Origin of the sequence: Aquimarina spinulae, assembly GCF_943373825.1 — a bacterium.
Taxonomy (GTDB): Bacteria; Bacteroidota; Bacteroidia; order Flavobacteriales; family Flavobacteriaceae; genus Aquimarina; species Aquimarina spinulae.
On record NZ_CALSBP010000002.1, the window covers coordinates 136,656 to 161,413 of the forward strand.

19 protein-coding genes and 1 riboswitch are annotated in these 24,758 nt (G+C 33.5%); of the genes, 7 read left to right on the forward strand and 12 right to left on the reverse strand.

What is annotated here, in order from left to right; translation table 11 throughout:
• Positions 1 to 5 precede the first annotated feature (5 nt).
• The 6 genes from NNH57_RS06370 to NNH57_RS06395 all read right to left on the reverse strand — a co-directional run bounded on the left by NNH57_RS06370 (position 6) and on the right by NNH57_RS06395 (position 10,512).
• The gene (locus NNH57_RS06370) at positions 6 to 506 is read right to left on the reverse strand and encodes a hypothetical protein (protein ID WP_074409131.1); all 501 of its coding nucleotides are present in this window, start codon (positions 504 to 506) and stop codon (positions 6 to 8) included.
• A gap of 1,074 nt (positions 507 to 1,580) precedes the next feature.
• Complete coding sequence (locus tag NNH57_RS06375; RefSeq protein ID WP_108809469.1) at positions 1,581 to 4,685, reverse strand: sulfatase-like hydrolase/transferase; 3,105 nt, start codon at positions 4,683 to 4,685, stop codon at positions 1,581 to 1,583.
• A 1,213-nt stretch (positions 4,686 to 5,898) separates the two neighbouring features.
• Positions 5,899 to 6,570, reverse strand: coding sequence for a response regulator (locus tag NNH57_RS06380; protein WP_025664289.1), 672 nt, complete (start codon positions 6,568 to 6,570; stop codon positions 5,899 to 5,901).
• 89 nt (positions 6,571 to 6,659) lie between these two features.
• The gene (locus tag NNH57_RS06385; RefSeq protein ID WP_159099347.1) at positions 6,660 to 8,636 is read right to left on the reverse strand and encodes a tetratricopeptide repeat-containing sensor histidine kinase; all 1,977 of its coding nucleotides are present in this window, start codon (positions 8,634 to 8,636) and stop codon (positions 6,660 to 6,662) included.
• A gap of 413 nt (positions 8,637 to 9,049) precedes the next feature.
• Positions 9,050 to 9,205, reverse strand: coding sequence for a hypothetical protein (locus tag NNH57_RS06390; protein ID WP_159099346.1), 156 nt, complete (start codon positions 9,203 to 9,205; stop codon positions 9,050 to 9,052).
• Positions 9,206 to 9,774: 569 nt separating this feature from the next.
• Complete coding sequence (locus NNH57_RS06395) at positions 9,775 to 10,512, reverse strand: LytR/AlgR family response regulator transcription factor (protein ID WP_025664287.1); 738 nt, start codon at positions 10,510 to 10,512, stop codon at positions 9,775 to 9,777.
• Between the two features lie 848 nt (positions 10,513 to 11,360).
• On the opposite strand from NNH57_RS06395, the gene NNH57_RS06400 reads away from it, so the two are divergent.
• The gene (locus NNH57_RS06400; RefSeq protein WP_074409135.1) at positions 11,361 to 12,038 is read left to right on the forward strand and encodes an SIR2 family NAD-dependent protein deacylase; all 678 of its coding nucleotides are present in this window, start codon (positions 11,361 to 11,363) and stop codon (positions 12,036 to 12,038) included.
• Between the two features lie 209 nt (positions 12,039 to 12,247).
• On the opposite strand, the gene NNH57_RS06405 is transcribed toward NNH57_RS06400, so the two are convergent.
• Positions 12,248 to 12,772, reverse strand: coding sequence for a heme-binding domain-containing protein (locus tag NNH57_RS06405; RefSeq protein WP_108809467.1), 525 nt, complete (start codon positions 12,770 to 12,772; stop codon positions 12,248 to 12,250).
• A 339-nt stretch (positions 12,773 to 13,111) separates the two neighbouring features.
• Here NNH57_RS06405 and NNH57_RS06410 point away from each other — a divergent pair, with 339 nt between their 5' ends.
• Both NNH57_RS06410 and purB read left to right on the forward strand, forming a co-directional pair.
• Positions 13,112 to 13,666: an adenylosuccinate lyase gene (locus NNH57_RS06410; RefSeq protein ID WP_108809466.1), complete on the forward strand. Its 555-nt coding sequence runs from the start codon at positions 13,112 to 13,114 to the stop codon at positions 13,664 to 13,666.
• A 233-nt stretch (positions 13,667 to 13,899) separates the two neighbouring features.
• Positions 13,900 to 15,243, forward strand: coding sequence for an adenylosuccinate lyase (gene purB / locus NNH57_RS06415; RefSeq protein ID WP_108809465.1), 1,344 nt, complete (start codon positions 13,900 to 13,902; stop codon positions 15,241 to 15,243).
• 72 nt (positions 15,244 to 15,315) lie between these two features.
• On the opposite strand, the gene NNH57_RS06420 is transcribed toward purB, so the two are convergent.
• The 4 genes from NNH57_RS06420 to NNH57_RS06435 all read right to left on the reverse strand — a co-directional run bounded on the left by NNH57_RS06420 (position 15,316) and on the right by NNH57_RS06435 (position 17,537).
• On the reverse strand, positions 15,316 to 15,861 hold the full coding sequence (locus tag NNH57_RS06420; RefSeq protein WP_074409139.1) for a DUF4252 domain-containing protein: 546 nt from the start codon (positions 15,859 to 15,861) through the stop codon (positions 15,316 to 15,318).
• Between the two features lie 129 nt (positions 15,862 to 15,990).
• A complete protein-coding gene (locus NNH57_RS06425) occupies positions 15,991 to 16,530 on the reverse strand; it encodes a DUF4252 domain-containing protein (RefSeq protein WP_074409140.1) in 540 nt (179 codons plus the stop codon).
• Between the two features lie 70 nt (positions 16,531 to 16,600).
• Positions 16,601 to 17,041, reverse strand: coding sequence for a hypothetical protein (locus tag NNH57_RS06430; protein ID WP_074409141.1), 441 nt, complete (start codon positions 17,039 to 17,041; stop codon positions 16,601 to 16,603).
• Positions 17,028 to 17,537, reverse strand: a complete 510-nt coding sequence (locus tag NNH57_RS06435) for an RNA polymerase sigma factor (RefSeq protein WP_074409142.1) — start codon at positions 17,535 to 17,537, stop codon at positions 17,028 to 17,030. The genes NNH57_RS06430 and NNH57_RS06435 overlap by 14 nt, the downstream gene beginning before the upstream one ends.
• 228 nt (positions 17,538 to 17,765) lie before the next feature.
• Here NNH57_RS06435 and NNH57_RS06440 point away from each other — a divergent pair, with 228 nt between their 5' ends.
• Positions 17,766 to 19,187, forward strand: a complete 1,422-nt coding sequence (locus NNH57_RS06440; RefSeq protein ID WP_108809464.1) for a S41 family peptidase — start codon at positions 17,766 to 17,768, stop codon at positions 19,185 to 19,187.
• A gap of 30 nt (positions 19,188 to 19,217) precedes the next feature.
• Positions 19,218 to 20,699, forward strand: coding sequence for a S41 family peptidase (locus tag NNH57_RS06445; protein ID WP_108809463.1), 1,482 nt, complete (start codon positions 19,218 to 19,220; stop codon positions 20,697 to 20,699).
• Between the two features lie 93 nt (positions 20,700 to 20,792).
• Here NNH57_RS06445 and NNH57_RS06450 read toward each other — a convergent pair whose 3' ends face one another.
• Positions 20,793 to 22,736 (reverse strand): TonB-dependent receptor plug domain-containing protein, encoded by a 1,944-nt coding sequence (locus NNH57_RS06450; protein ID WP_108809462.1) that lies wholly within the window; start codon positions 22,734 to 22,736, stop codon positions 20,793 to 20,795.
• Between the two features lie 78 nt (positions 22,737 to 22,814).
• Positions 22,815 to 23,114: riboswitch (cobalamin riboswitch) on the reverse strand.
• Between the two features lie 81 nt (positions 23,115 to 23,195).
• On the opposite strand from NNH57_RS06450, the gene NNH57_RS06455 reads away from it, so the two are divergent.
• Entirely contained in the window at positions 23,196 to 23,708 is a 513-nt protein-coding gene (locus NNH57_RS06455) for a bifunctional adenosylcobinamide kinase/adenosylcobinamide-phosphate guanylyltransferase (RefSeq protein ID WP_074409421.1), read from the forward strand.
• 11 nt (positions 23,709 to 23,719) lie between these two features.
• Positions 23,720 to 24,757, forward strand: a complete 1,038-nt coding sequence (gene cobT, locus NNH57_RS06460; RefSeq protein WP_108809461.1) for a nicotinate-nucleotide--dimethylbenzimidazole phosphoribosyltransferase — start codon at positions 23,720 to 23,722, stop codon at positions 24,755 to 24,757.
• The last annotated feature ends 1 nt before the right edge of the window (position 24,758 follow it).

The following is a 24,758-nucleotide window of genomic DNA, read 5'->3' on the forward strand; positions in this document are numbered from 1 at the left end:
GCTATTTATGATAAAATTGTTTTATTATTATTCTGAAGGGACTCATACGAATCCATAGCTACTATGTTTTTAGAAATACATAGCAGCGTAATACCGCCAACTAATGTGTAGTCTTGCTGAATTGATCTTAAATATTTCTGAAAAGAAGTATGAGTAGTACTTACCACACTATTTTTTGAGTCATGGATGGTATTATATGTTTTACTTTTATATAAATATGGATATACATGAGTATGTATACTATCTTTAAAAGCGGTACTATTTTCTATAGGTAGCTCGGTGCGATTATTACTTTTTAATAAAAGGACAGAGGAAGACTCTAAAAATGAATATGCAATAAAAGAGTATAATACTAATAGAAGCGTAATTACTCCCATCAAAATTATGATGTTATAGTTAGATAGCGTATCTATTTTTCGAACATAATTCGTGTAGATACCAGAAAAACTATCTTTTATATAAGAAGACCTTTGTACATCTTTTGATGCAAAAAAATGAAACCTCATAATGGTTAATTTAGTATTAAATTGATCGTTATTCAGATCCCTGGGATTGCTGGCTCGCCAAAAGGTTTACAATTCCGGGATTGTTATTTTTCTATGCTATATTCTCATTATTATTTATGTACATTATCAAACAAAAATTATCTTTTCCTTCTACATTAAACACCAAAGCATTGTTTGGTAACAGATTCTGAAAATCACATGTTTTGTATTTTCAAAATGGTATTATATCTTTTGCATATGAAAAAATCAGATGAGGAAAACATCATCACACATTTTACGAAGGAAATAAAAGTAGTGCAGTCCATAAGCAATTTATTATATCGATTAAAGTTCACTAACTATAATATCTACGGGCAAATAAATACTATACTATATCACAGCAATATTGCCGTAATTTTCTATGCTAAATAGCTATAAAAAAATAACACATTTGGGACATCAAGGGGTAAGAAATAAAATGTCTAGTGTAATTTTTTCTATAAGCAATATCTATTTTAAGTAATGTGTTTACGTTATGCTTTTATTAACATTATAAATGTATACATAAAACTTTGATTATGAGTATCTTAAAACACCAAAATAATTACGGTTTTACCATAAAAACAGGTTGAAATCATCAATTTTCGGGATAAAAGACATGAATTTGAGAGAATCCTACGAATACGTAATACAATTTCTAAAAAAGTAACCCGCACCTATTTAAGGTCATTTGGTTAAGAAATTAAGTAGTACTAGTATCAAATTAAGTCTATCAGAATGTAAACACGATTTGCGTTCTATTTTGATTTTGACAAGGTTCAATATTGCAACGATTTTCTTTATATCAAAAAAACAAAAGAGGTTACCATTTTGATAACCTCTTTTTAATTTGCATTCGTACCTTACTGAACATCTGATCTAATACCATTTGCACTTTAAACCTACTGGAATAAAATGTTCTTTTTTCATCTCAGTTTCAGAATAAAAATAAACCGTAGTCCTGCTATGCTTGATTTTTCTTCTTTACTGAAACAAAAAAATCTTAATTTTCTTTGCCAGTAAATTCAAAATACAAATGATATACTATAATTTACATTACATCTTGATCAATCGTTTTTGAATTATAGTATCACCAACACTTATTTTTATAAAATACTGTCCCGTAGATAAATCTTGAGTAGGCACTTTAATTCTTTCTTGATTTGTATATGATTTCAAGAAAATTGACTGTCCTAAATTATTAAGTATCTCGACTTCTGTATTTTGATCACTATTTTCTTTTGAAGTGATATATATCTGGTTTCCAAATGGATTTGGATATATCGAAAACATATCATCTTTAGATATCGTTTCTTCTGTTACTGCTTCTTGCTCTTCGGCTTGTGCCTCTGGTTGCACTTCTGCTTCTGTAGGTACATCATTAACAATTGGTGCGCTGGTCATAGAAGCAGTTGGAGTACTACAACCATTAATCACTACATCATCAATATACACCCAATCTGAATTACCAGATGCATCTGCTCTAAATCGAAGTTGAGTTGTTGCCGTAAAAGGCCCCGGGATTACTACCTGATCATTATAACGTTGATCATTTACAAATTCATCAGATTGATTCCATTCTTCTACAGTAGTAAAGTTTGCTCCACCATCTGTTGATATCTGAAGCCAGAAATCTTCATTACTATTATCCATACTTCTACAGTAATACGAGAAATTAATCGTTAACTCTTCATAACTTGTCATATCAAAATTAGAAGTCGTCATCACCGATGTAGATGTGTTATCTCGTAATCGTATACAATAGGTTCCCGAATTTGCATACGCTGCATCGCTAGAACTTCTTCTTGCATCAGATCCACCACCGGACCATACGCCCCACCCGGATTCGAAATCTTCTGAGTTAATAACCGCATATGTACATTGTGATGGGTTAGGATCTGGGAGACATCCAGATGTGATCACCTGTGCCGCAGAGAGTGCAAAATCATACACAACAACTGCATCCATTTTCCCGGTATAAAAATTATCTACAGTTTCTCCAAAACTATCTTTTTTCTGTACACCACCAATTCCTCCTGATCCTATATGTGTAGGAACAGAACCTGGCGCTGCACTACTTGAAGCAGCAGAAACACCATCAATATATAAACTATGACTGGTACTTCCGCCATTATACACTACAGCAACATGGTGCCAATCTCCATCATTTGGAAAAGCTACACTATGACTATCAGAAACCGTAGCGCTATTTCTTACTATAGACTCCAGGTTTGAACCGTTTAATCTCAATACAACTCCGCTAACTCCTCCTCCTTCTTCAAAAAGATTCTGGATACCAGACAGTGCAGTTGGTTTTATCCACATGGCAACACTTCTTTGCGACATCGATGCAATCAAAAACGGACCAGGGTTCTCACTGTACTGTATTTTTGTAGCTCCATCAAATACAGCAGATCGATCTCCTTCTTTAAAATCTACAGCATCGTAAGTTAACGTTCCTATAGTCGAAAGAGGATCATTATTATTTGCAGAAGCATCATTTGCATCTACCCCAACATCAAAATTCCAAAGTGCTAAATATGTATCTGGTTCAACACAACTCACAACTGGTGGGTTGATCTGGATAATTTCTGGTAACGGAACCGTAAGTCCACTACTTCTATAGGTAGGCAAAGGAGCAGATATATTAATCAGATAGTTACGAAGATCGGTACTTAGATCATTTGCGATAGTTAAGGTTGCATTATCAGGGCTTCCTGATAATAAGTTAGTCGCTTCGCCAATATCGGTTATAAGATTATACATTTCATAAGAAGCTGTTTCAAAATTATGAATCAACTTGTAGTCTCCTTTTCGTATAATAGATACAGGTCTTTGATCACGTTTAGAATCAATTAGGTATCCAGGAAAATGCCAGTAGATTGCATCTCTATTTAGGTTAGGATTCGTACCGGTTAACATAGACCATTGGCTTACACCATCGATATCATATCCTGTTGGTAATGTTCCTCCTGCGGCTTCTACAAGTGTTGGATACAGGTCAAAAGCAACAATAGGCGTATTATTAATTGTACCTGTATTTGCCAATAAACCTTCTGACCATGCTATAGTAATTGATCGTACTCCGCCTTCATAATGCTCGCCTTTCATTCCTCGTAAAGGACCATTATCTTCTGTTCCGATAGCACCACCATTATCAGAAATAAAATATACCAATGTATTTTCTGATAACATATGACCAGGATTTCTTGGATCTGCCGTTGTTTTTAGGTAATCGATAAGTCTGCTAATGGTTTGATCCATTCCTTCGGCGATTGCTGCCTGGCTTACATTAGTATGCCCCATCTGGCTGGGGTTTGTATTATTTTTAGCCACGTACTTGGCATATAAATCTGGCCTTGCATTTGCCTGCCCCCAAGGGCCATGTATTGCATAATTACTAAAATGCATAAAAAACGGAGATGTATTATTTGCATTCATAAAATCGATTGCGGCATCCGCCATCGCATCTGTTACATGTTTTGCTGTTCCTTCTAGAGAGTTATCTCCTGCTAGTGCCATAGATTCACTTAGTGTATATGGATCGGCATATGGATCTAGCTCTGGGCCTATCCTGCTATGAAAAGTCCAAACACCCCCAGATTGCGAAGCAAAATAGCTTCCCGGAGCACCATCAGAACCGCCTCCATAGTTAAAATCAAACCCTTGATCGGTAGGTCCATTGCTCATGCTTCCTCCCGAGTGATATTTTCCAAAATGAGCTGTTGTATATCCACTTGCTTTTATGGTCTCGGCTATTGTAATCGCACTGGCAGGAATTTCATCTTCTCCGTTAGATAATCCCTGGCTAGGGCCTACTAATAAGGTAGAACTTCCTCCTCTATTTAAACCATTTACCGCAAATACGTTATTATCGGGTCTTGATGCATATTGCCCGCTTAAAATTGCTGCCCTGGTTGGTGCACAATTTGCCCCGTTTACATAGGCCTGCGGAAATGCAATACCTTGAGTCGCCAACGTTTCTAAAGTTGGTGTCTCATAAAAATCACTGGGGTTATTAATGTTAGTTGCCCCCGTACTCACTTGTGACCACCCCATATCATCGGCTATAATAACTACGATATTTGGAGATTGAGAATAAATCGAACTACTAACGCCAATACAGAGTAGCAGTACTAAGAATTTGGTTGTTGTTTTCATAGATTAATGGTTTAAAATTTACAATCGTAATGATTGGATAGATTAGTTATTTATGTATTCGTTTTTTAATTGAAATCTTTATGACTTCTTACTATCTTGTTGTTAAACTGATCTTTGGGAGGATTCTATATTTAGAAAGGAAAATCATGATCAGGTCTGGGAAACCACCAACTCAAAAAATAAGAATTCTGAGTTCTTTTTTAGAAAACATCATGAGATGTATTGCTTCTAAATTGTAATTAGTATTTCTATTCCAGACACTGCTTTTGTTGGCTCGCCAAAGTTTTACAGTTGCAGTGTTGTTTTATATTTTGTTGTTTAACACTATATAATAATAACAAACTGGTTCATATGCTAATACTGCATATACACTCTTATATTCCTTAAGAGGTGCTATAATTGGTCATATCCATTGTTTTTAGATCTGAAAAAGAATCAGATCCTATACACATGGTATAGATGTTATATACGAGGTAAAAAGATGACTTAAAAAGCATTTGCATCACCCTTACTAAGAAAAAAGTAAATGTAGTCATAAGTAGAATAATTTAATTAATATCTAAAAATTAGCTCATTAACTTAACCATGCGATTGGGTACATGATTAGTAGTATTTACATTATGACAATGGTAATTTGATGATATCGTATACTTAAAAAAGACGTATCTAATAGTTGGGGTAGGCACTACTGTCTTTAATAACTAAACTATTTTACATCCAGGTTTCTGTTAAGTTTTTTTTAACATTATAAATGTATGTATAAAACTTTGATTAAGAGCAATTTAAACCCTCAAAATAATTGTGGTAAAACCGTATATCATATATTTATATGCCTGAATACAAGTAAAATCCAAAAAAATAAAAGAGGTAGATATTTATAAATAGTTATTTTTATTTAATGTGGATTCCGGATCAAGTCCGGAATGACAGAGTGAATTTGTACGAAACGTAATGAGATGCCAGCCAAACACGAATAATCCTTAATAATCAAAAAAGGTCTCGATAGCTTTGTATCGAAAACAAGCATTTCAATGCTAAAAACCTATTCTCGATACAAATTTTACTCATTCTAATCGTAAAATTCACTCGAATTGACAGTTTTTATACCCCCTGAAATATTAATCGACCGGACCCTGAAAAATACCTTATAAAAAAAAGGCTTAATTCTAAGTAAAAACAAAGAATTAAGCCTTTTCTATATCGTATTTGTTCTTTATATAAATCCTCTTTTTCTAGCTTCTTCTAATAACATTTGATCATCTGCTTTGGCAATAGAAAACATTTCTTTGATCTGGTTCTTTCTTTTCTCGATTGCACTTAATGATAAGCTTACATAATTAGGTAAATTCTTGGTCTTAACACCACGAGATAAATGATATAAGATCTTTAGGTTTTTCTCATCTAAAGAAAATTTATTTGTCATCATTTTTCTAAAATGATCATTTACTGTAGCGCTATAATACGCTTTACCTTTTAAGATATTATTAAATGCTAATAATAATTCGCTAGAAGTAAGATCACTCTTGATTAAGAATCCTGCCGGATTAATATTCTTAAGGATATTATGTATTCTATGATCTTCTCTATGCATGGTTAAGATAATGATCTTTGATTTTGGCAACAGCTCTTTTGCATGCTTTGCCAAATCCTCACCAGAGGTAATCGATCCATCTGAAGAAGGAGGTAATTTAATATCAACAAAAAGCATATCATAAGGAACCGTCTCTGAAGATTTTACGATACTGGCATATGCATCATCACAATTAGAGGCGATGTCAATCTTAATTTGATATTCTTTTTGATTTTCTCCTAATAAGGTATTCTTATACCCTTCGATAATCATAGGATGATCATCAATCATAAGAACTTTTAGCTTTTTCTTCATCTTAAAATTTGTTGTTTTTTAGGTTTTAAAATTTTCACCCCTTGCTATTTAAACTTAATAATACGTAAAATAGTATGAGCATAGATTATTTAGTACACTTCTTCAACTATGGCTTCTATGGGTACGCGTACCGATACTGTAGTACCAGAGCCTTCGTTGCTTAGAAATTGAACTTCTCCATTCATCTGACTAACTCTTGATGTAATGTTTTTTAAACCAATTCCTTTTTTAACCTTATTTGCTTTAAATCCTATTCCATCATCTAAAATAGTAAGATTTATGGTACTATCCACATATTCGAAATTAATTTTTATATGATCTGCATGAGCATGTTTAAAGATATTCTGCATAGACTCTTGTAAAATCCTAAAAAAGTTTACCTTTTTCTGGTCGTCTATACCCTCCCAATCGATATCCTCGTCATTATTAAACTCAAACTCTATATTATGTACTTCGCACAGGTCCTTGATCAGGTTTTCTACGGCATCGATATAGGCCACATCAGACGGTAAAGTCTCTGCACCAAGATCATGAGAGATTAATCGTATTTCTTTTTCTATGGCTTTAAGCTCGTCTATATATTTATTTCTGGTTTCTGTAAAACCATCGTTGGCACGCTGGTTGATCCCATCGAGACTTAGTCGTACCCCAAACAACCTACCCAGTACCCCATCGTGCAACTCCTCGGACATACGTTGCTGCTCTAGCTGTCTACCTTCTTCTAGTTTGATTTGTTGATTAAGTAGTAATCGATAAATCTCTTCGTTAGATTCTTGCTGGGTTTGCGCAAATAGCAGTTCTTTATTGCTCTGTTGCTGTCTAAAGATAATATACCCCAATAAAAATAAGGCGGTTAGCCCTAATATGGCAATGATTAAGATTTGATTTTCTCTACTAATCTGCTGGTTTTCTTCTACAATCTCATCGGTTTCAAATTGAATACGGGCAAATTTATCTCTAAACAAACGTTCTTCTTTTATCAAACTATCGTTAAGCTTTATATATGTATTTGCGTAATTTAACCCTTCTTTACTATCCGAAACTTCTGACAGTACCTTATATGCTTTAAGCAACTCTTCATTATTTTGTAATTCCAAAGATATATTTCTAGACTGATCGGCATACATTTTGGCAATACTATCCTCAGCAATTGATTGATAATATTCTGCCAGATGTAAGGTATTGGTAGCAATACCAAATTTATCATCAATACTATCTCTAATTTTTAATGACTTGTAGAAAAGATCGGGAATATCTTCTGCATCCTTAGATAAAAATTTAACATATCCTAAATTATCAAGTAATAGAGAATGTCGTTTAGGATTTTTATTTAAAAATTCTATGTAAGACAACCCCTTATGATAATATTCTTTTGCCTTATCATATTTTTGTTGAGATTTATATACCGTACCTATATTATTAAAGGATAATACTGTTTGTAGTACCTCTTTATTTGTTCCTTTAGCATATTCAATTGCTTTTAAATGGTATTCTACTGACTCCTGATATCGTTCCAAATATTTTGCTAGTATCCCTAAATTGGTATAACATAAAGGTAGGTATTGGAAATTTTCAGATAACTCAAACTTTTTAATAGCCTTAATAGTTGTAGCTTCACTCTCATTATAATCTTTAGTTCGTTGTTGTATTCTAGCGATATCAATTAATGCTTTTCCATGATCAAACGCATAATCTTTAGATTTATATTTTTGATGATCTAACGAAGAATAAATTTTATCTGCTTCGTGAAAATTCTTGAAAGCAACATCCAATTTAGAACTTCTATAATAAAGCCCTACAAAAAAATAGGATCTAGCCAAATTTAAAGAATCTCCTATCAAAACAGATAATTTTAAAGCTTTTTCATTCATCTCCTTATAACTATCATAATCTTTAAGATTATAATATTGAATCGAAATTTCTTGAATCTTTTTTATTTTAAATGAGTTATCCTCTAGAGTAGAATAAATGGTATATGCTTTTTCTAAATTCTGTTTACGTTCTTCAATAGGCATTTTCTTGTCCTTTGCCTTTTTTATATAACTATCTACAAGATCAGATTTCAATTTATTACTTTCGACAGTTTTATCAGGTTGGTTACAGCTAACACACAAGATTAAACAGCAAAGAGAAATCGATTTTAGAAAAAATCGTAACATTCTATGAATCATTTTATTTCAATTTAACAAAATCTAATAAAGAAAAAAAGTAAAAAAACAAAAAACAAGCCTTAATTAAGATTAAGACTTGTTTTATCATAATATTTATTTTAGTATATCATTCATTACCAGGAGATGTCTCATCTGCTCCATCTTCACCAAAAGTATCAACTTCTTCAAAGCCAACTTCATCATTTAGAGTATCTGTTTCACATGACATAAACATTGTAGTTAGGAATAATATAGCGAATATAGTTTTTATAGTTTTCATAATGTTAGTTTTTGGTTATCAGATATATATTATAATATTTCTTTATTTTTTATCCTTGTAATTCTGGACTTGTTTCATCCGCTCCATCTTCTCCAATTGTTTCAACATCTTCAATTCCAACTTCATCATTTACGGCATCAGCTTCACAAGCGATAAACATAGTACTTAAGAATAGTATAGCGAATATAGTTTTTACAGTTTTCATAATGTTAGTTTTTTTAGTTTAAATTTACTTTTCAAAAGACATATAGTCTTTAACGGGGTATGTTTGTTTTTATTTAATTTGGGTTGTCGTTGCGCATACGACGTTTATTTTTTAGAGTACTCTTTTTATATACATTTTTAATGATGTGTATCTCTAATTGTACACTACAAATGTAGCTCGATATCCCCCTCGCGCCTAATATATTAAGGTGTGTTTAGTAACTGGTGCCCTATGAGATGTACATGAACCGATTATACGGGTAAATGAACCTATTTTTAATTTCACACTTTTTTGTAGGAAACGCAGTACTAACAGTTTTGTAATACAAATACTGGCTTTATCGCATAAAAAAACCGATAAATCCTACAATTTATCGGTTGAGATATATACGAATCCAATCTATTTTATGAACTCATCTTGAGTAGTGGTTTTAAGCCGAAAAGTTTGGCTTTTGTGCCGTAATGAAGTTATTATTTTTTCAGCATAGCCTTAGCTACGTTGAAAAAAAATAGCAAAATTAGAGTGCAAAATGTGAATTTTGTAGGCAAAAGCATTACTCAAGATGAGTTCTATATATAGATCAAACTTTTCTTTGCTAAGGAATCTTTAATTTCTTCTACATTGTTTTTATACGACTTAGAGAAGGGGATTAAATCATCTGTATTTTTGATGGCGCATTTTGCTTTTCCGAAATGTATTCTCGATACATAATCGGTATTAATAATATAACTGTTATGTATACGCACAAAATGATCTGGCAACAGGTTCTGAAAATGTTTTAAGGTCTTAAAAGCTTCTACCTTAGTACCATTACTCATTATAAAATCTGTGGTATTATTATCTGCTTTTAGGTATAATATCTCATCTACATCTACAAATCGATAGTCTCCATAAGACTTAAAACATAGGGTATTATCACCACTCTGGCCAAAGTCTTTTTCGAACCTCATTAAGGTTCTGTTTATCTGCCCTTTGCTAAAGGGTTTAAGGATATAATCCATAATTCTGTTACGTATGCCTTCTATAGCATAATCTGATGTTTTGGTGATTACAATAAACTCTGGTAACCGCGACATATACTTAGAAAGCTCGGTCATTAAAGAATACTTTGTTGTTACGGTATCTATTCCTGGCACTTCTGGCTCTAAAAAAACAAGTCTGGGTCTTCTCTCTAAAATTAAATCCAATGCATCCTGCTCGTCTTTTGCTATTCCTGTACAGATATAATCTGGCTGCTCTTCTAGAGAGATTTGGATAGAATCTGCAATTTTCTGATCATTATCAATGATTACATAAGGATATTTCATAGGGTATGAGTTAAAAAATTTGTGTTGGTTAATATATGCTGAATTATTCTACTTACAAGATAGGGTATTTACACTTTTTTTGTATACGGTAAAACCGTAATAAAATTACGGAAGCCCTTTGGTGTCAAGGGGTTACATAATGTTCTTTATCGATATATAAACGCTTTTTATCGGATAAAATTGTAAATAAACTAAATGAAGGAATTTAACAATACACTTATGGATTTGTTAAAAAAAGCCAAAAACTACGTTTAGTAGTCAAAAAATTGCGATAAAACACCTTCGATTTGTGCTTTTTTTAAGAATACATCATCTAAATCTGTCTATTATTAACTTCTGCTTATGATTTTAACACAAGGTTTTGGGATATAAAAAGGCATTAATTAGAGTGTAGCACTAAAGCTCGGCAATCGAATTAACGTATTATTTTAATCCTTTTGATTTTAAGCATAAAATTAGCAGCTTTGATTGGTCCTTCTGTTCATTTTAGTTCACAAGGTTTTTATTTGATAATATTGAGTTCATGAATCTACGATTTCTTTGCTTGCCCGGCAGCAAACAGAACCAAAAGAAAAGGCAACCAACCACATCATCTCGCCCACAACTTACGCTATGTCGTAAGGTATTTTTCAGTTACACTGAAAACCAGATTAGTTTTGCTAAAATCTTTCCAAGGTTTTATAGATGTTGCAAACCCAAAACAAATCTTATACTAGTGAAAAAGTTTTCAAAGCCCTGCTTTGGAACGTAAATACATTTCTCAGATAAATTTTTATTTAGGATTTCGAATTGATAGCTTTTCTTATATTAGATTTACATTACAATAAAATCATATATCAAATAAATCTATGCAAAATATAGTCGTACTTACGGGAGCAGGAATTAGCGCAGAAAGCGGGATCAATACGTTTAGAGATGCCAATGGTTTATGGGAAGGACATGATGTTATGGAGGTAGCTTCTCCGCAAGGGTGGAGAAACAATCCAGAATTGGTTCTCGATTTTTATAATAAAAGACGTAGCCAACTACATACAGTAACTCCTAACAAAGCGCATCTTGATCTGGTAGCTTTGGAAAAGAAATTTAACGTTTCTATCATTACTCAAAATGTAGATGACCTGCATGAAAGAGCAGGAAGTAATAATGTGATACATCTGCATGGCGAATTACTAAAAGTGCGAAGTCAGTTCGATGAGCAATTGGTACTCGACTGGAAACACGACCTGGTTCTCGGGGATCATTGCGAGCATAATTCGCAACTACGACCTCATATCGTATGGTTTGGCGAAGCAGTACCTATGATGGATCGAGCTATAAATATTACAGAACGGGCAGATATTCTTATGATTATTGGTACCTCTATGCAGGTATACCCTGCTGCCGGACTACTACAATATGCCAAGTATAAAACTCCTGTTTATTTTATCGATCCCAATCCGGCAATTTCCCCTACAGAGCATCTTACCATACTAGCAGAGAAAGCTACTACGGGAGTGACTAAAGTGGTGAATGAGTTGTTAGGGTGATCATTAATTAAGGTATTATATATGGAAACAAGCAGACCTCACAGGTTTTAAAAACCTGTGAGGTCTTGTTTTGTAGGTCTGAGTCCTTCGACAAACTCATGACAGGCCTATCGAAGACCAATAAAGCCGCTGTTTTTAATGCACTTCGACAGGCTTAGTGTGACATAGAGATAGTATTTCCTCCTAATTTAGGACACTGAGAATTCGGGTTAAATACTATCTACAACGGTAGAATCTGATACTTTTACAGGCAACGAATCTGTTACTTTTTTCTGTGGATCTTCTTCACCTTTGGTTATTGCTTTACTGGTTTCTTTTGCCCAATTGATTAGTTTTTCTGCATCATTAGCTGGTAATTTACCATGCATCCAGGTATAGGATTCTAAAGGCATTTCTTTCTTCTCTATCATTTCTATAAACTCTTCTAGCTTATGATCCTTTTGCTTATCGGTGTACGACTCCCAGTCAGAGACATTAAAATGCTCTTTTCCTTCTTTTATATGATAGGCCATCCAATGCGAAATGGGACTAACCTCCATATACCAGGGGTATCGTGTAACATTACTATGACAATCATAACATTGATTCTGCAAAATTGTTTTAACCTCTGCAGGAACCATGGTAGCTGCTTCGAACGTAGCAATACTATCGTAGCTTGCCTCGTTTTTAGTCGGTCGTAAAAACTGTGATATCAAAAAAATCAATACGAGTAGAAAAAGAATTCTTTTTATCATTTTAGTATACTTTAAGAAGACACTTACCAAAAACAAGTTCTCCATATGGATTCAACGTCAATAAGATGATAATTGTCTGTTATAGAAGACATAACGGTTTTAACAAGTAATTATTATTAATTCGGGTTTACTGAAGATTAATCACCCTCATCACCCCAGGCTAGATTAGGGTTTCAATTTTAGAGTATTTAACTTACAGAATGCTGATCGCATTTGGAATCCATATTTTTATGTATTGAACTCATTTAAACTTTTTCGATTTGCTAAAAAATTAAATAGGTTCGTTTATTTTTGAAGTTGAAAAACCTGTACTTTTATCCTGAAGACATACCCTTATTTATGACATCGCTTGAAGACGTATTAAGTACCGTAGATCATTCTCGTGAAAAAAGGAAGCTTTTTGCTAATATGATCCTTGAGAATCCAGAACTGCTTCCTGATTTGCTAAATATCTGTGCCCGGGTAGATGATGAAATCTCGTGCAAAGCTTCCTGGGGTCTCGAATTTTTATGCAAACACGATCTTACTGCTATTCTCCCTTATCTTGATACGGTTATTAGTATTGTACCTAATGTATATCAACATCCTGCTGTACGACCTATGGCAAAAATATTCGAATATCTAAGTATTGCCTATTACCAAAAAAAGAACCCTAAAGTAAGAGCTGCCTTAACTACCACACATCGCGAAAAAATAACAGAACTATGCTTCGACTGGATCATTACAGATCAAAAAGTAGCTCCAAAAGCATATTCTATGACATCTTTATATCTGCTGGGCACAGAATTCGATTGGGTACACCCCGAACTTAAAATTACACTAGAGAATAATTACAATACCGGCAGTGCAGCTTATAAAGCACGTTCTCGAATGGTATTGAAAAAAATTGGGTAGTGGTTGATAGTTGATAGTTGATAGTTGATAGTTGATAGTTGATAGTTGAAAAATATTTAAAGATTTGAAAAAAACCAATACCTAATACTCAATACTCAATACTCAATACCCAATACCCAATACCTAATACCTAATACCTAATACCTAATATCTGAAACTTTTAAAATTCGTTGCCTGTACTTCGCAATTCGCAATTAATTAAATTATCTTTGCAGCTTCAAAAAAAGAAAATTATGTCATTATTCCCTTTGCAAGCAATCTCACCTATAGATGGGCGTTACGCATCAAAGACCAAATCTCTTAGTGCATTTTTTAGTGAAGAAGCCTTAATCAAATATCGTGTACTCGTAGAAATTGAATATTTTATCGCTTTATGCGAGCTACCACTACCACAATTACAAGGTATTGATACTTCGTTATTTGATAAGCTAAGAGAAATCTATACTAATTTTTCTAGCGAGGATGCCTCGGCAATAAAAGACATAGAAAAAGTAACGAATCATGATGTAAAAGCTGTAGAGTATTTTATCAAAGAGAAATTTGATGCTCTTGGGTTACAAGAATATAAAGAGTTTATTCATTTTGGATTAACCTCTCAGGATATTAATAATACTGCGGTACCGTTAAGTATTAAAGAAGCTATTAGTAGTGTTTATATCCCAGAGTACAATGCATTACTAACAAAGCTAAAATCTTTGGTAGAAGAATGGTCTGCCGTACCTATGCTTGCACGTACTCATGGACAACCTGCCTCTCCTACCCGATTAGGAAAAGAGTTTCAGGTATATGTTACCAGAATCGAAGCACAGTTTGATTTACTAAAGGATATACCAAGTGCTGCAAAATTTGGTGGTGCTACAGGAAATTACAACGCACATAAAGTAGCTTACCCCAATATCGACTGGAAAGCTTTTGGGACTCATTTTGTACAAGAAAAACTGGGGCTTCATCATTCTTTTCCCACTACTCAGATTGAGCACTATGATCATATGGCTGCACTGTTTGATGGTTTAAAACGTATTAATACGATTATACTGGACCTGGATCGTGATGTATGGACTTATGTATCTATGGATTATTTTAAGCAAAAAATAAAAAAAGGAGAAGTTGGTTCTTCGGCTATGCCGCATAAAGTAAATCCTATTGATTTTGAAAATAGTGAAGGTAACCTGGGCATTGCAAATGCCATATTCGAACACCTTGCTGCAAAACTACCTGTAAGTCGATTACAACGTGACCTTACCGATAGTACAGTACTTAGAAATGTTGGTGTACCCTTTGGGCATACGCTAATTGCTTTTCAGGCTACACTGAAAGGGCTAAATAAGCTTTTATTGAATGAAGGTAAATTCGCAGAAGATCTTGAGAATAACTGGGCTGTTGTTGCAGAAGCTATACAAACCATACTAAGGCGAGAAGGATATCCTAATCCTTATGAAGCTTTAAAAGGTCTTACTCGTACTAACGAAAAGATAAATCAAAATTCTATTGCTGATTTTATTGAAACCCTCGATGTTTCTGAATCTATAAAATCAGAGTTAAAACAAATTACTCCTTCTAACTATACAGGGATATAAACAATAGATTTTAAACCATAAAAAAAGAGGCTGTTAAAAAACAGCCTCTTTTTTTTATATCATTACTACTGATTAATCATCAATATCTATAGTTTGCGCTATTTCTTTAAAGGCATTAAGGTTGATTTTACCTTTTTCTACAGATTTCATAAGCATAGCCATTTTTTCGGGTCTCATATTATCTCCCAATACACGTACTAATGCTAATCCTTTTTCATTATTCTTGGCAAAAACGATAACCTCATCGATATCATCTTCTTCTCCTTGATATTTAAGTACTGCTTTGGTTCCGTCTGATCCAAATCGCATTAAGGTTTCATACTTATCTGTATCTAATATCTTTTTTATCGCTGCACTCTCTTCTTCATATTTACCTTGATTACTCTCGGTAAGTTGCAAAGCCAAAAAGTTAACTTTTTTGATACTTTCTAAAGCTTCTCTCTCATCTTTATTAAGTTCTACCGTTTCTTTATCCAAAAGGCTAGTCGGTACATCGACTGCTATAAAATCAGCATCACCATGATGATCTACAAAATACTTTTGTAGTGAGGGTTCGCTACTACAACTCATCATTAGTGATATACTTACAATGCCTAAAATTTTATACACATTTTTCATTTCTCTTATTTTTTTTCACCTGCCTAAGCTGGTGGGTTGGTTGATTATTTTTGATTGATGTTTTTAGACCAGATTTCTTCTAACCATGAGGTTAGAAGAAATCTGGATCTTTTTTATCCTAATACTTGATTAGTTTCCTTTCTTTTTCACGTGCTTTAATTCTTCTCCACCAGGTACATTAAGGTGATCTGCAATCTTAGAGACTTGTTTTAAATCAATATCTCCTGTTATCGTAAGTACTACAGTATTGGGTCCATCTCCATCTTCTTTTACGCCATCAAGAAACATAAACAATTCACTTACATGATCATCGTCTTTTCCTGGTTTAGAATAAAATTTTACATTTTTCCCATCACTTTTTACTCTCATTAATTCATCAAGAGAAGAGCTTTTAAGGTAGTTACTTACATCTGCTCTCATCTTTTGTCCTACTGCTGCATTTTCTGTAGCAAAGACCTTGATGTTTTTGATGTTTTCTACAAGATTCATATACTCTTGTACTTCGGTATCATTACTTTCTAATTTTATTTGGCTTAGTAGCTTAAACATTTTACTGGTTACTACTACAGAAGATACTCCTTTCATATCTTCATATTTATCAAAATTACTTTGTGCGTTAGACACATATGGTAATATTGCAAAGGCTAAAATAATTGCTAACTTTTTCATAATATTTAAAATTTAATCCCCTTACTACACCCTGTTTTACCAACAGTATTTTTCAGGTAGTCGTTTGTTTTTATTTTGTTAATTTTTCGGTAGTGCTTTCAAACTCGTTCAGGTACACTAATTCCTGTTTGCCCTCATTCATTAATTGCGAAACCATATTGAGGATTTTTTTGGTTTCCTGTAAAGCTATTTCTGGATCTTCATAAGTTCCGAGAGTTTCGTCTGGGTTTGGTGGTGTATTTGTTAAAAATATCCCTGCGATCAAAGCTATTGATGCTGCAATACCCATCCAGGCGTATCTGGATTTTCTACTACTGGTATTTAATTTTAGATCCTTGGTAGCCGTTATGGTACTCTCTTGAGAAAAATATTGAAATAGATTTTTGTATCTCTCTAAATGCGACGGCACAGTTTCTCTGGTAAAGTAAACCTTTAATTCTTTTTCTTCAGAAATGGTCGTTTCTCCTTCGAAATACTTCTCTAGTAATTTTTCTATGTTAGACAACTCCATAATTGTGTTTTTTTAATAATTCTTCTCTAATTTTTTTTCTTCCTCTTGATAATGCAACTCTAACTGCCGTTTCATTAAGTCCTAGCATATCAGCTATTTCTGCATTATTATATTGTTCTATATCTCTAAGCTGGATAATCATTCGTTGTTGTTCTGGCAGACCATCCATAATCTTACCTACCCAATCTAAACTATCTCTAGCTTCTACTTGTCGTTGTAATGAAGGTCTCTCGTCCTTATAATTACTATGTACAATTTTTAGGTTCCCTGTTTCTTTAGCCTTAAGCTTATCATAACAATAATTCTTAGTCATTGTCATCGCAAAAGCTTCTACATTTTTATACTCAGCCATTTTACTTTTATTCTTCCATAGCTTCAGTAATACTTCTTGTGTAGCATCTTCTGCTTCTTCATTACTTACAAGCAAACGTTTAGCTAACCTAAAAAGCTTATCTTTAAATCCGTTTGTAAGCGTTATAAATGCTCCTTCTTTCATTTTGGTTGGTGGTTTTCATAAAACTTTGTCAGCTTTATATTAGGGAGACGACTATCTAAGTAATTTGTTACAATCTTTTTTAAAATTATAATAAAGTAGTTACATTTATCACCTTATAATAAGAAGTATAGGTCATTATGAAATAAGTATAACTTTCATTTTTATTCTTCACGGAATGATTATTGATGGATTTCATTAAGACAAATAAAAACAATAAATATAAAATAGATGAAGTACATAAAGTATTTTGCACTATTGTTTTTCGTTGGCAACCTGCTTACTGCATGTTTTGATGATAACGATGATGTACCCCGTATTTCTGGAGCTACAGAAATAAATGATTTTATATGGAAAGGATTAAACCTTTATTACTTATATAAAGCAGATGTCCCGGATTTGGCAAATAATCGTTTTCCATCGAATCAGGAATACACACAGTTTTTAGAAGGATTTTCTACTCCCGAAGCAATTTTCGCGGAATTAAAATCTAAGCAAACTGTATTAGTAAACGGAGAACAGGTAGAAGTTGACCAGTTTAGTTGGATTGTAGATGACTATGTTGCTTTAGAGCAAGCTTTTGATGGGATTACAAAGAATAATGGTATGGAATATGGCCTTGTACGTTATCCAAACGACCAATCTCTTGTGTTTGGATATGTACGTTATGTGTTACCAGGAACAGATGCTGAAGCCAAAGGAATAAAGAGAGGAGATATCTTTAATACGGTTAATGGCACCCAGATGAATGACCAAAACTTTAGACAATTACTATCCCCCGATAGTTATACTATAGGACTGGCTACTTTTGATGGTACTAATGTTACTGCTACAGGAACTTCTGTTTCTCTTACCAAAGTTCAATATACCGAGAATCCTGTTTTTATATCAAAGACAATTGATGTAGGTGGTAGCCCTGTGGGATATCTTATGTATAATTCTTTTACTGGCGATTTTGATCCCCAGCTTAATGCAGCTTTTGCAAAATTTGTATCCGATAATGTAAGTGATTTAATATTAGATCTAAGATATAACGGCGGTGGATCTGTTACCACTGCAATTGATTTATCGAGTATGATTACAGGGCAGTTTAATGGTCAGATTTTTTCGACAGAAGAATGGAACTCTGATCGACAGGCACAATTTGGGAGTACCAACCTTTTTGATAATCAAATTAGAACAGGCGAAGCTATTAACAGTCTTAATTTGAGCAGAGTTTATGTTTTAACAACCAGAAGCTCTGCTTCGGCTAGTGAACTGGTAATTAACGGGCTTGATCCGCATATAAATGTGATTCAGGTAGGAACTACTACAAGAGGAAAATTTCAAGCCTCAATAACATTGTATGATTCTAATAATTTTGGAAGAGACGGAGCTAATGCAGGACATACATATGCTATGCAACCTTTAGTTCTTAAATCTAGTAATTCTGTTGGTTTTACCGATTATCACGGCGGTTTTTCTCCAGAAATAGAAATCGAAGAAGATTATTCTAATCTTAATGTCTTAGGTGACGAAAACGAGCCTCTTTTTAAAGCTGCAATAGATAATATTTTAGGTACAAAAAGTGCTAAAAATTATAATTTGCTACAACTAGAAAGCGTAGGAAGTAGTAAAATGTTTTCTCCCACTTATCAACGAATGTATAAATAAAAATACTTAACGAAAAATTTAAAAACAAAAATGCGTACAGTACAATTTAAAATATTATTTCTTTCCTTATTTATTGTTTTTTCTTGCTCTAATGATGATGATAACCCGCAAGATCAAGGAACACCCCCTGAAGTATTAACCAATTCTGATCAAAATATCGATGAATTTATATGGAAAGGCATGAATACTGCTTATTTGTATAAAGCCAACGTAAGTGACCTGGCAAATGACAGGTTTAATACAAATCAAGATTTTTTTCAATTTTTAAGTAAATTCAACTCTCCAGAAACATTGTTTGATGGATTAAAATCTACCAATCCAGAAGATCGATTCAGTTTTATTGTTGATGACTATATTGCCTTAGAACAAGCTTTTAATGGTGTTTCTAAAAGCAATGGAATCGACTTTGGCTTAAGCTTGGTTTCTCAAGATTCTGATGATGTTATAGGTTTTATACGTTATATATTACCAGGAACGGATGCAGAGGCTAAAGGACTAAAACGTGGAGATCTTTTTAATGCAGTTAACGGTGTTAAATTAACTAGAAATACTGATTTTAATACCGTTTTTGGTCAAGATTCGTATAGCATCAGTTTAATTAATATTAATAATGGAAATATTGTCGAAACAGGTCAAAATGTTTCATTAACTAAGGTTCAATATACCGAAAACCCAATTTTTATTGCTAAAACTATAGAATATCAAGGTCAAAAGATTGGCTATTTAATGTATAATAGTTTTGTTGGTAGTTTTGATGCAAAACTAAATGAAGCTTTTGGGACATTTAAAGCCGATGGAATTAATGATTTAATTCTGGATTTAAGATACAATGGTGGTGGATCGGTAAGAACTGCAATAGATATGTCGAGTATGATCACAGGGCAATTTAACGGAGAAATCTTTTCAAAAGAAATATGGAATGATGAATTGCAAAATCAGTTTTCTTCTGGTGCTGAAGGAGAAGAAGCATTAATCAACAGATTTGGAAATACAATTCGTACAGGTGAACAAATTAATTCTTTAGGAGCTACCAAATTATATGTTCTTACTACCAACAGGACTGCTTCTGCCAGTGAGTTAGTTATTAACGGGTTAGAACCTTATATCGATGTAGTCCAAATTGGAGAATTAACTACAGGAAAATTTCAAGCTTCTGTTACACTTTATGACTCTCAAGGTTTTGGAAGAGAAGGCGCCAATTCAACTCATACATACGCTATACAGCCTTTAGTATTAAAATCTGCTAATAAAAATGGAGTGACTGATTTTATAAATGGATTGACACCTGATCTTATGTTTAAAGAAAATATATCAAGTATGGGTGTTCTAGGAGAAATTGATGAACCTTTCTTAAAAACAGCTTTGGATTTTATAGTTAGTGGTGCGACTTTAACTGCAACAAGTAAAAATGGATTTACAAATGATATAATTGATTGGGAGGCTAAAGCTTTATTGCCAAATTACCAAAGAATGTATAAAGACAATTTTACTTTTTCTCCCATAAATAGATAAATATGTACCATATAATGCTAAACCATCTCTAAAAAAATAAAAACTCCTAAACTATTCGTTTAGGAGTTTTTTGATTAGACCCGGGAGATAATTTTAAAATTCTAGAGTAATTCCAATTCTGGCATTTCTACCTTTGGTACTAAATCCTAAAATCTCCTGATAATCTTCATTGGTAATATTATGCATCGCTGCATAAACATTTAGATTTTTTAGTAATCGATGACTAATGTAAAAATCTAAAATCCCATAACCATCAAGAGAAACTTGTGTTGGGGCAAAAGTAACCGGGTCTGTATTAGCAAAATCATTATCTATACGCTTAGTATTGTATTGATAGTTTAACGAAGTATATGTCTTTTCTCCTAGTTGGTAACCTATACTGGCATTAATCATATGTTTAGGAATTCTAATATTATCATCTAATTTATCAATATTAGTATATGTATAATTCCCTTTTACTGATAGTTTATCTTCTAACATCAATGTAGACACCTCTACTTCTACTCCATCTACCTTAATATCGTCTGGCGAATTAAAGTTCACAAAAGTAGTTGGATTAAAGGTGATGAAATTTTCTGATTTACGATTAAAATATACTACACTCACTGTAGCTTTCTTCTTATGAGATAATTCAACTCCCCCTTCTATAGTTGTACTCTCTTCTGGTTTAAGATCTGGATTTCCGGTAAGAAATGCTGTATCATACAATTGAAATAACGACGGTGTAATATATGCTGTACTATACGATGCTAATCCTTTGATATAATTATCTCCAAATGTATGAGTATATGATGGGTTTATATTGTAGACAACATGATTATCATAGGTGCTATGAATATTATATCTCGCTCCCACATTTAGATTAAAACCAAAATCTGAAGCGTATACTACATTAATATATGGATCTATTATATCAAACTCTGCATCGGTATCACTAATTGTTTCTTCTAGATTTGTTGTGCCAAAAGGAATATTTAGTAGGCTAAATTTACTATACGAACCATTAGCTCCAATAACTGTATGTAGCGTATTGTTAAAGGTATATTTATTATATGCATCAAAAGTATGTACATTACCTTCGTATTTTGAAGGAAAGCTAGACCTGGTAAGATCTCTTTCTAAAGAAGCAAAACTGTTTGTAAATGTAAAACTCCCCTTAGGATATTTAATTTCCCAAAAAGACCCTGCTCTTAATTGTTGGCTTTCAAACCGGTTGTCTCCATCGATTCCTGCAGCAGCATCGAAATCATTTTTATATTGATCCAAATTTCCAAAAAAATGAAACCTGAAGTTATCATTCCATCGGTATCCTAACTTGGCATATACATTAAATTTAGAAAACGCATCACTTTCTGCTCCTTCGACCTCTGCTGCCGATAATCCATCACTAAACTGGTTTCCTATACTTGCCAAATAGCTTACCTTTCCTAAGGTTCCGTTAATCGAAGCCAAGTTTACAAATTCATTAATATCATAATCCTGATCTTCCTGAGATTGATTAGTCCCTATACTGGATTGAAAACTAGCAGCGATTTTTTTCTTACTCTCAGATTTTGTAATAATATTAATTACTGCAGCCGCAGCTCCCGAGCCATATAGCGTACTCGATGCTCCTTTAAGAATTTCAATTTCCTGTACCTGATTCACCGATAATAATCGTAAATCAAAATCTCCAGAAGAAGTAGAAGGATCGCTAACGGTTACTCCATCAATTCTAATCACTACCTGGCGGTTACGCCCTCCTCGTACATAAACCCCAAGATCTTGTCCTGCCACACTGCTATTACCATTAATAAATAAGCCAGTTGCTCTTGTAAGTACCGTAGCTACCGATTGTCCCTGGCTACGTTCTAGTTCTGCAGCGGTAATTTTAGTAATTACTTTACCACTTTGTTCTCGTTTTAAACTAAACTTAGAGTCAGAAATAACCACCTCGTCTAGCTCGTTAACCACTTCATCTATTTGGATCTCCTGTCCAAATACAAAAGAAGATCCCAACATTAAAAATGCGGTTCCAAAAAATACTTTTTTGTTCATTACTTAAACACTTAATTTTTACAATTACCGGAAAAAAGTATGTAGTTTACCCATACCCAAACCTTTGTCCCGAAAGTTTGATTACATCGAATAAAGGCAGGTCTCCTGGCTCGCGTCTTGTTGTTTACCTTCCCGATCGCCATAACGAGCAGTGGTTATAAAGAATTAACAACAAGCATCCATTTTAATGTGGACACAGCATACAGTTGCGGGAACAGCTCAGGGATATTGATTTACGATGCTAGATGTTAGAAATACGATTAAAAATTAAAAATCGCTATTCATTTATCTATCTTCATTTTTTATTGTACCTGATTCCCTTTTAATCCTCAACTCCCTTGATTAAGGAGTATCAGAACCAAAATTCTGCGCGAATGTATTATATTTTACCGAATTTCGGATTACTTTAACAAATAAATAATGTATTCAATTACCTTTGCTTTCTCTAAAACCAATTCAATGTTATATTACATTACAGGAGGAGAACGTTCTGGTAAAAGTGGATATGCACAACGTTTGGCATTACAATTATCTGATACTCCTTATTATCTAGCCACTTCACGCGTTTGGGATGATGATCATCGCAAACGTATAGATAGGCATATTGCAGATCGTGACGAACGTTGGACTTCTATAGAAGAAGAAAAAGAAATTTCTAAAGTTGTAAAAAAGGATAGCATCGTTGTAATCGATTGTGTAACTTTGTGGCTTACCAACTACTATATGGATACAAAAAATGATGTCCAGCTCTCTCTGTCGCAAGCAAAAGCAGAATTTGCTAAACTATTAGATATAAATGCGACTATAATTATCATTTCTAATGAAATCGGAATGGGAGTTCATGCTACTACTGAAGTGGGCAGAAAATTTACAGAACTACAGGGTTGGATGAATCAACATATAGCCAGTCATGCCGATAAAGCAATATTAATGATTTCTGGTATTCCTGTAGAAATCAAAGAATCTAATTAACCAAAATACGCATGGAATTTACTATAAAACCTATCTTTAATAATAGCCTTGAAGCTACTCTTCAAAACAAAATTAATACTAAAACAAAACCTGTCGGAGCATTAGGAGTACTTGAAACAGTCGCCTTACAAATAGGTATGATTCAAAACACAGATCAACCGAGTTTAAACCAATCCACAATTCTCGTTTTTGCGGGTGATCACGGTATTGCCCAAAAAAGAGAAGTCAACCTTTACCCTCAGGAAGTGACTGCACAAATGGTTTATAACTTTATAAATGAAGGAGCGGCTATAAATGTTTTTTGTAAACAACACCAAATTGCGCTTAAAATAGTAGATGCCGGGGTTAATCATGATTTTGAAAATACTTCTGGCATTATTCATGCAAAAATTGATTATGGTACTCAAAATTATCAGGAAAAACCTGCTATGACGATAACGCAATGTACAGAAGCTATACAAAAAGGTGCCGATTTGGTTACAGATACATTTAATAATGGTTGCAATACTATAGGTTTTGGCGAAATGGGAATCGGAAACACCTCTGCTGCTTCATTATTAATGTCATATTTCACAGAGATTCCGATAGCAGAATGTGTGGGTTCTGGTACAGGACTGGATACTTCGGCTATCAAAATCAAACAAAAAATTTTATCTGAAGTATACCAAAAACATACCCCTTCTTCTCCTCTTGATGCCTTAACAATTTTTGGAGGATTCGAAATTGCCATGATCACAGGTGCAATTTTAAAAGCAGCAGAACTCAAAATGACTGTTATCATCGATGGGTTTATCGTTACTTCTGCTGTATTGGTTGCACATGCTATGCATCAAAACGTATTAGATTATTGCATATTTGCACATACATCTGAAGAGCAAGGACATCAAAAAATGTATGAGTTCTTAGATAAAAAACCATTGATCAACCTTGGTATGCGCTTAGGGGAAGGAACAGGAGTTGCTGTTGCATATCCTATTATAGAATCTGCAGTTGCTTTTCTTAATACTATGGCTAGTTTTGAAAGTGCTGGAGTTTCTGGTAATAACTAAC

Bases quoted from the DNA above. Each gene is read 5' to 3' on its own strand.
- purB (WP_108809465.1), top strand. From the start codon at position 13,900: ATGTCATTATTCCCTTTGCAAGCAATCTCACCTATAGATGGGCGTTAC.
- NNH57_RS06425 (WP_074409140.1), bottom strand. From the start codon at position 16,530: ATGAAAAAGTTAGCAATTATTTTAGCCTTTGCAATATTACCATATGTG.
- NNH57_RS06405 (WP_108809467.1), bottom strand. From the start codon at position 12,772: ATGATAAAAAGAATTCTTTTTCTACTCGTATTGATTTTTTTGATATCA.
- cobT (WP_108809461.1), top strand. From the start codon at position 23,720: ATGGAATTTACTATAAAACCTATCTTTAATAATAGCCTTGAAGCTACT.
- NNH57_RS06450 (WP_108809462.1), bottom strand. From the start codon at position 22,736: ATGAACAAAAAAGTATTTTTTGGAACCGCATTTTTAATGTTGGGATCT.
- NNH57_RS06430 (WP_074409141.1), bottom strand. From the start codon at position 17,041: ATGGAGTTGTCTAACATAGAAAAATTACTAGAGAAGTATTTCGAAGGA.
- NNH57_RS06455 (WP_074409421.1), top strand. From the start codon at position 23,196: ATGTTATATTACATTACAGGAGGAGAACGTTCTGGTAAAAGTGGATAT.
- NNH57_RS06380 (WP_025664289.1), bottom strand. From the start codon at position 6,570: ATGAAGAAAAAGCTAAAAGTTCTTATGATTGATGATCATCCTATGATT.
- NNH57_RS06370 (WP_074409131.1), bottom strand. From the start codon at position 506: ATGAGGTTTCATTTTTTTGCATCAAAAGATGTACAAAGGTCTTCTTAT.
- NNH57_RS06400 (WP_074409135.1), top strand. From the start codon at position 11,361: ATGCAAAATATAGTCGTACTTACGGGAGCAGGAATTAGCGCAGAAAGC.
- NNH57_RS06420 (WP_074409139.1), bottom strand. From the start codon at position 15,861: ATGAAAAATGTGTATAAAATTTTAGGCATTGTAAGTATATCACTAATG.
- NNH57_RS06435 (WP_074409142.1), bottom strand. From the start codon at position 17,537: ATGAAAGAAGGAGCATTTATAACGCTTACAAACGGATTTAAAGATAAG.
- NNH57_RS06445 (WP_108809463.1), top strand. From the start codon at position 19,218: ATGCGTACAGTACAATTTAAAATATTATTTCTTTCCTTATTTATTGTT.
- NNH57_RS06375 (WP_108809469.1), bottom strand. From the start codon at position 4,685: ATGAAAACAACAACCAAATTCTTAGTACTGCTACTCTGTATTGGCGTT.
- NNH57_RS06390 (WP_159099346.1), bottom strand. From the start codon at position 9,205: ATGAAAACTGTAAAAACTATATTCGCTATACTATTCTTAAGTACTATG.
- NNH57_RS06410 (WP_108809466.1), top strand. From the start codon at position 13,112: ATGACATCGCTTGAAGACGTATTAAGTACCGTAGATCATTCTCGTGAA.
- NNH57_RS06440 (WP_108809464.1), top strand. From the start codon at position 17,766: ATGAAGTACATAAAGTATTTTGCACTATTGTTTTTCGTTGGCAACCTG.
- NNH57_RS06395 (WP_025664287.1), bottom strand. From the start codon at position 10,512: ATGAAATATCCTTATGTAATCATTGATAATGATCAGAAAATTGCAGAT.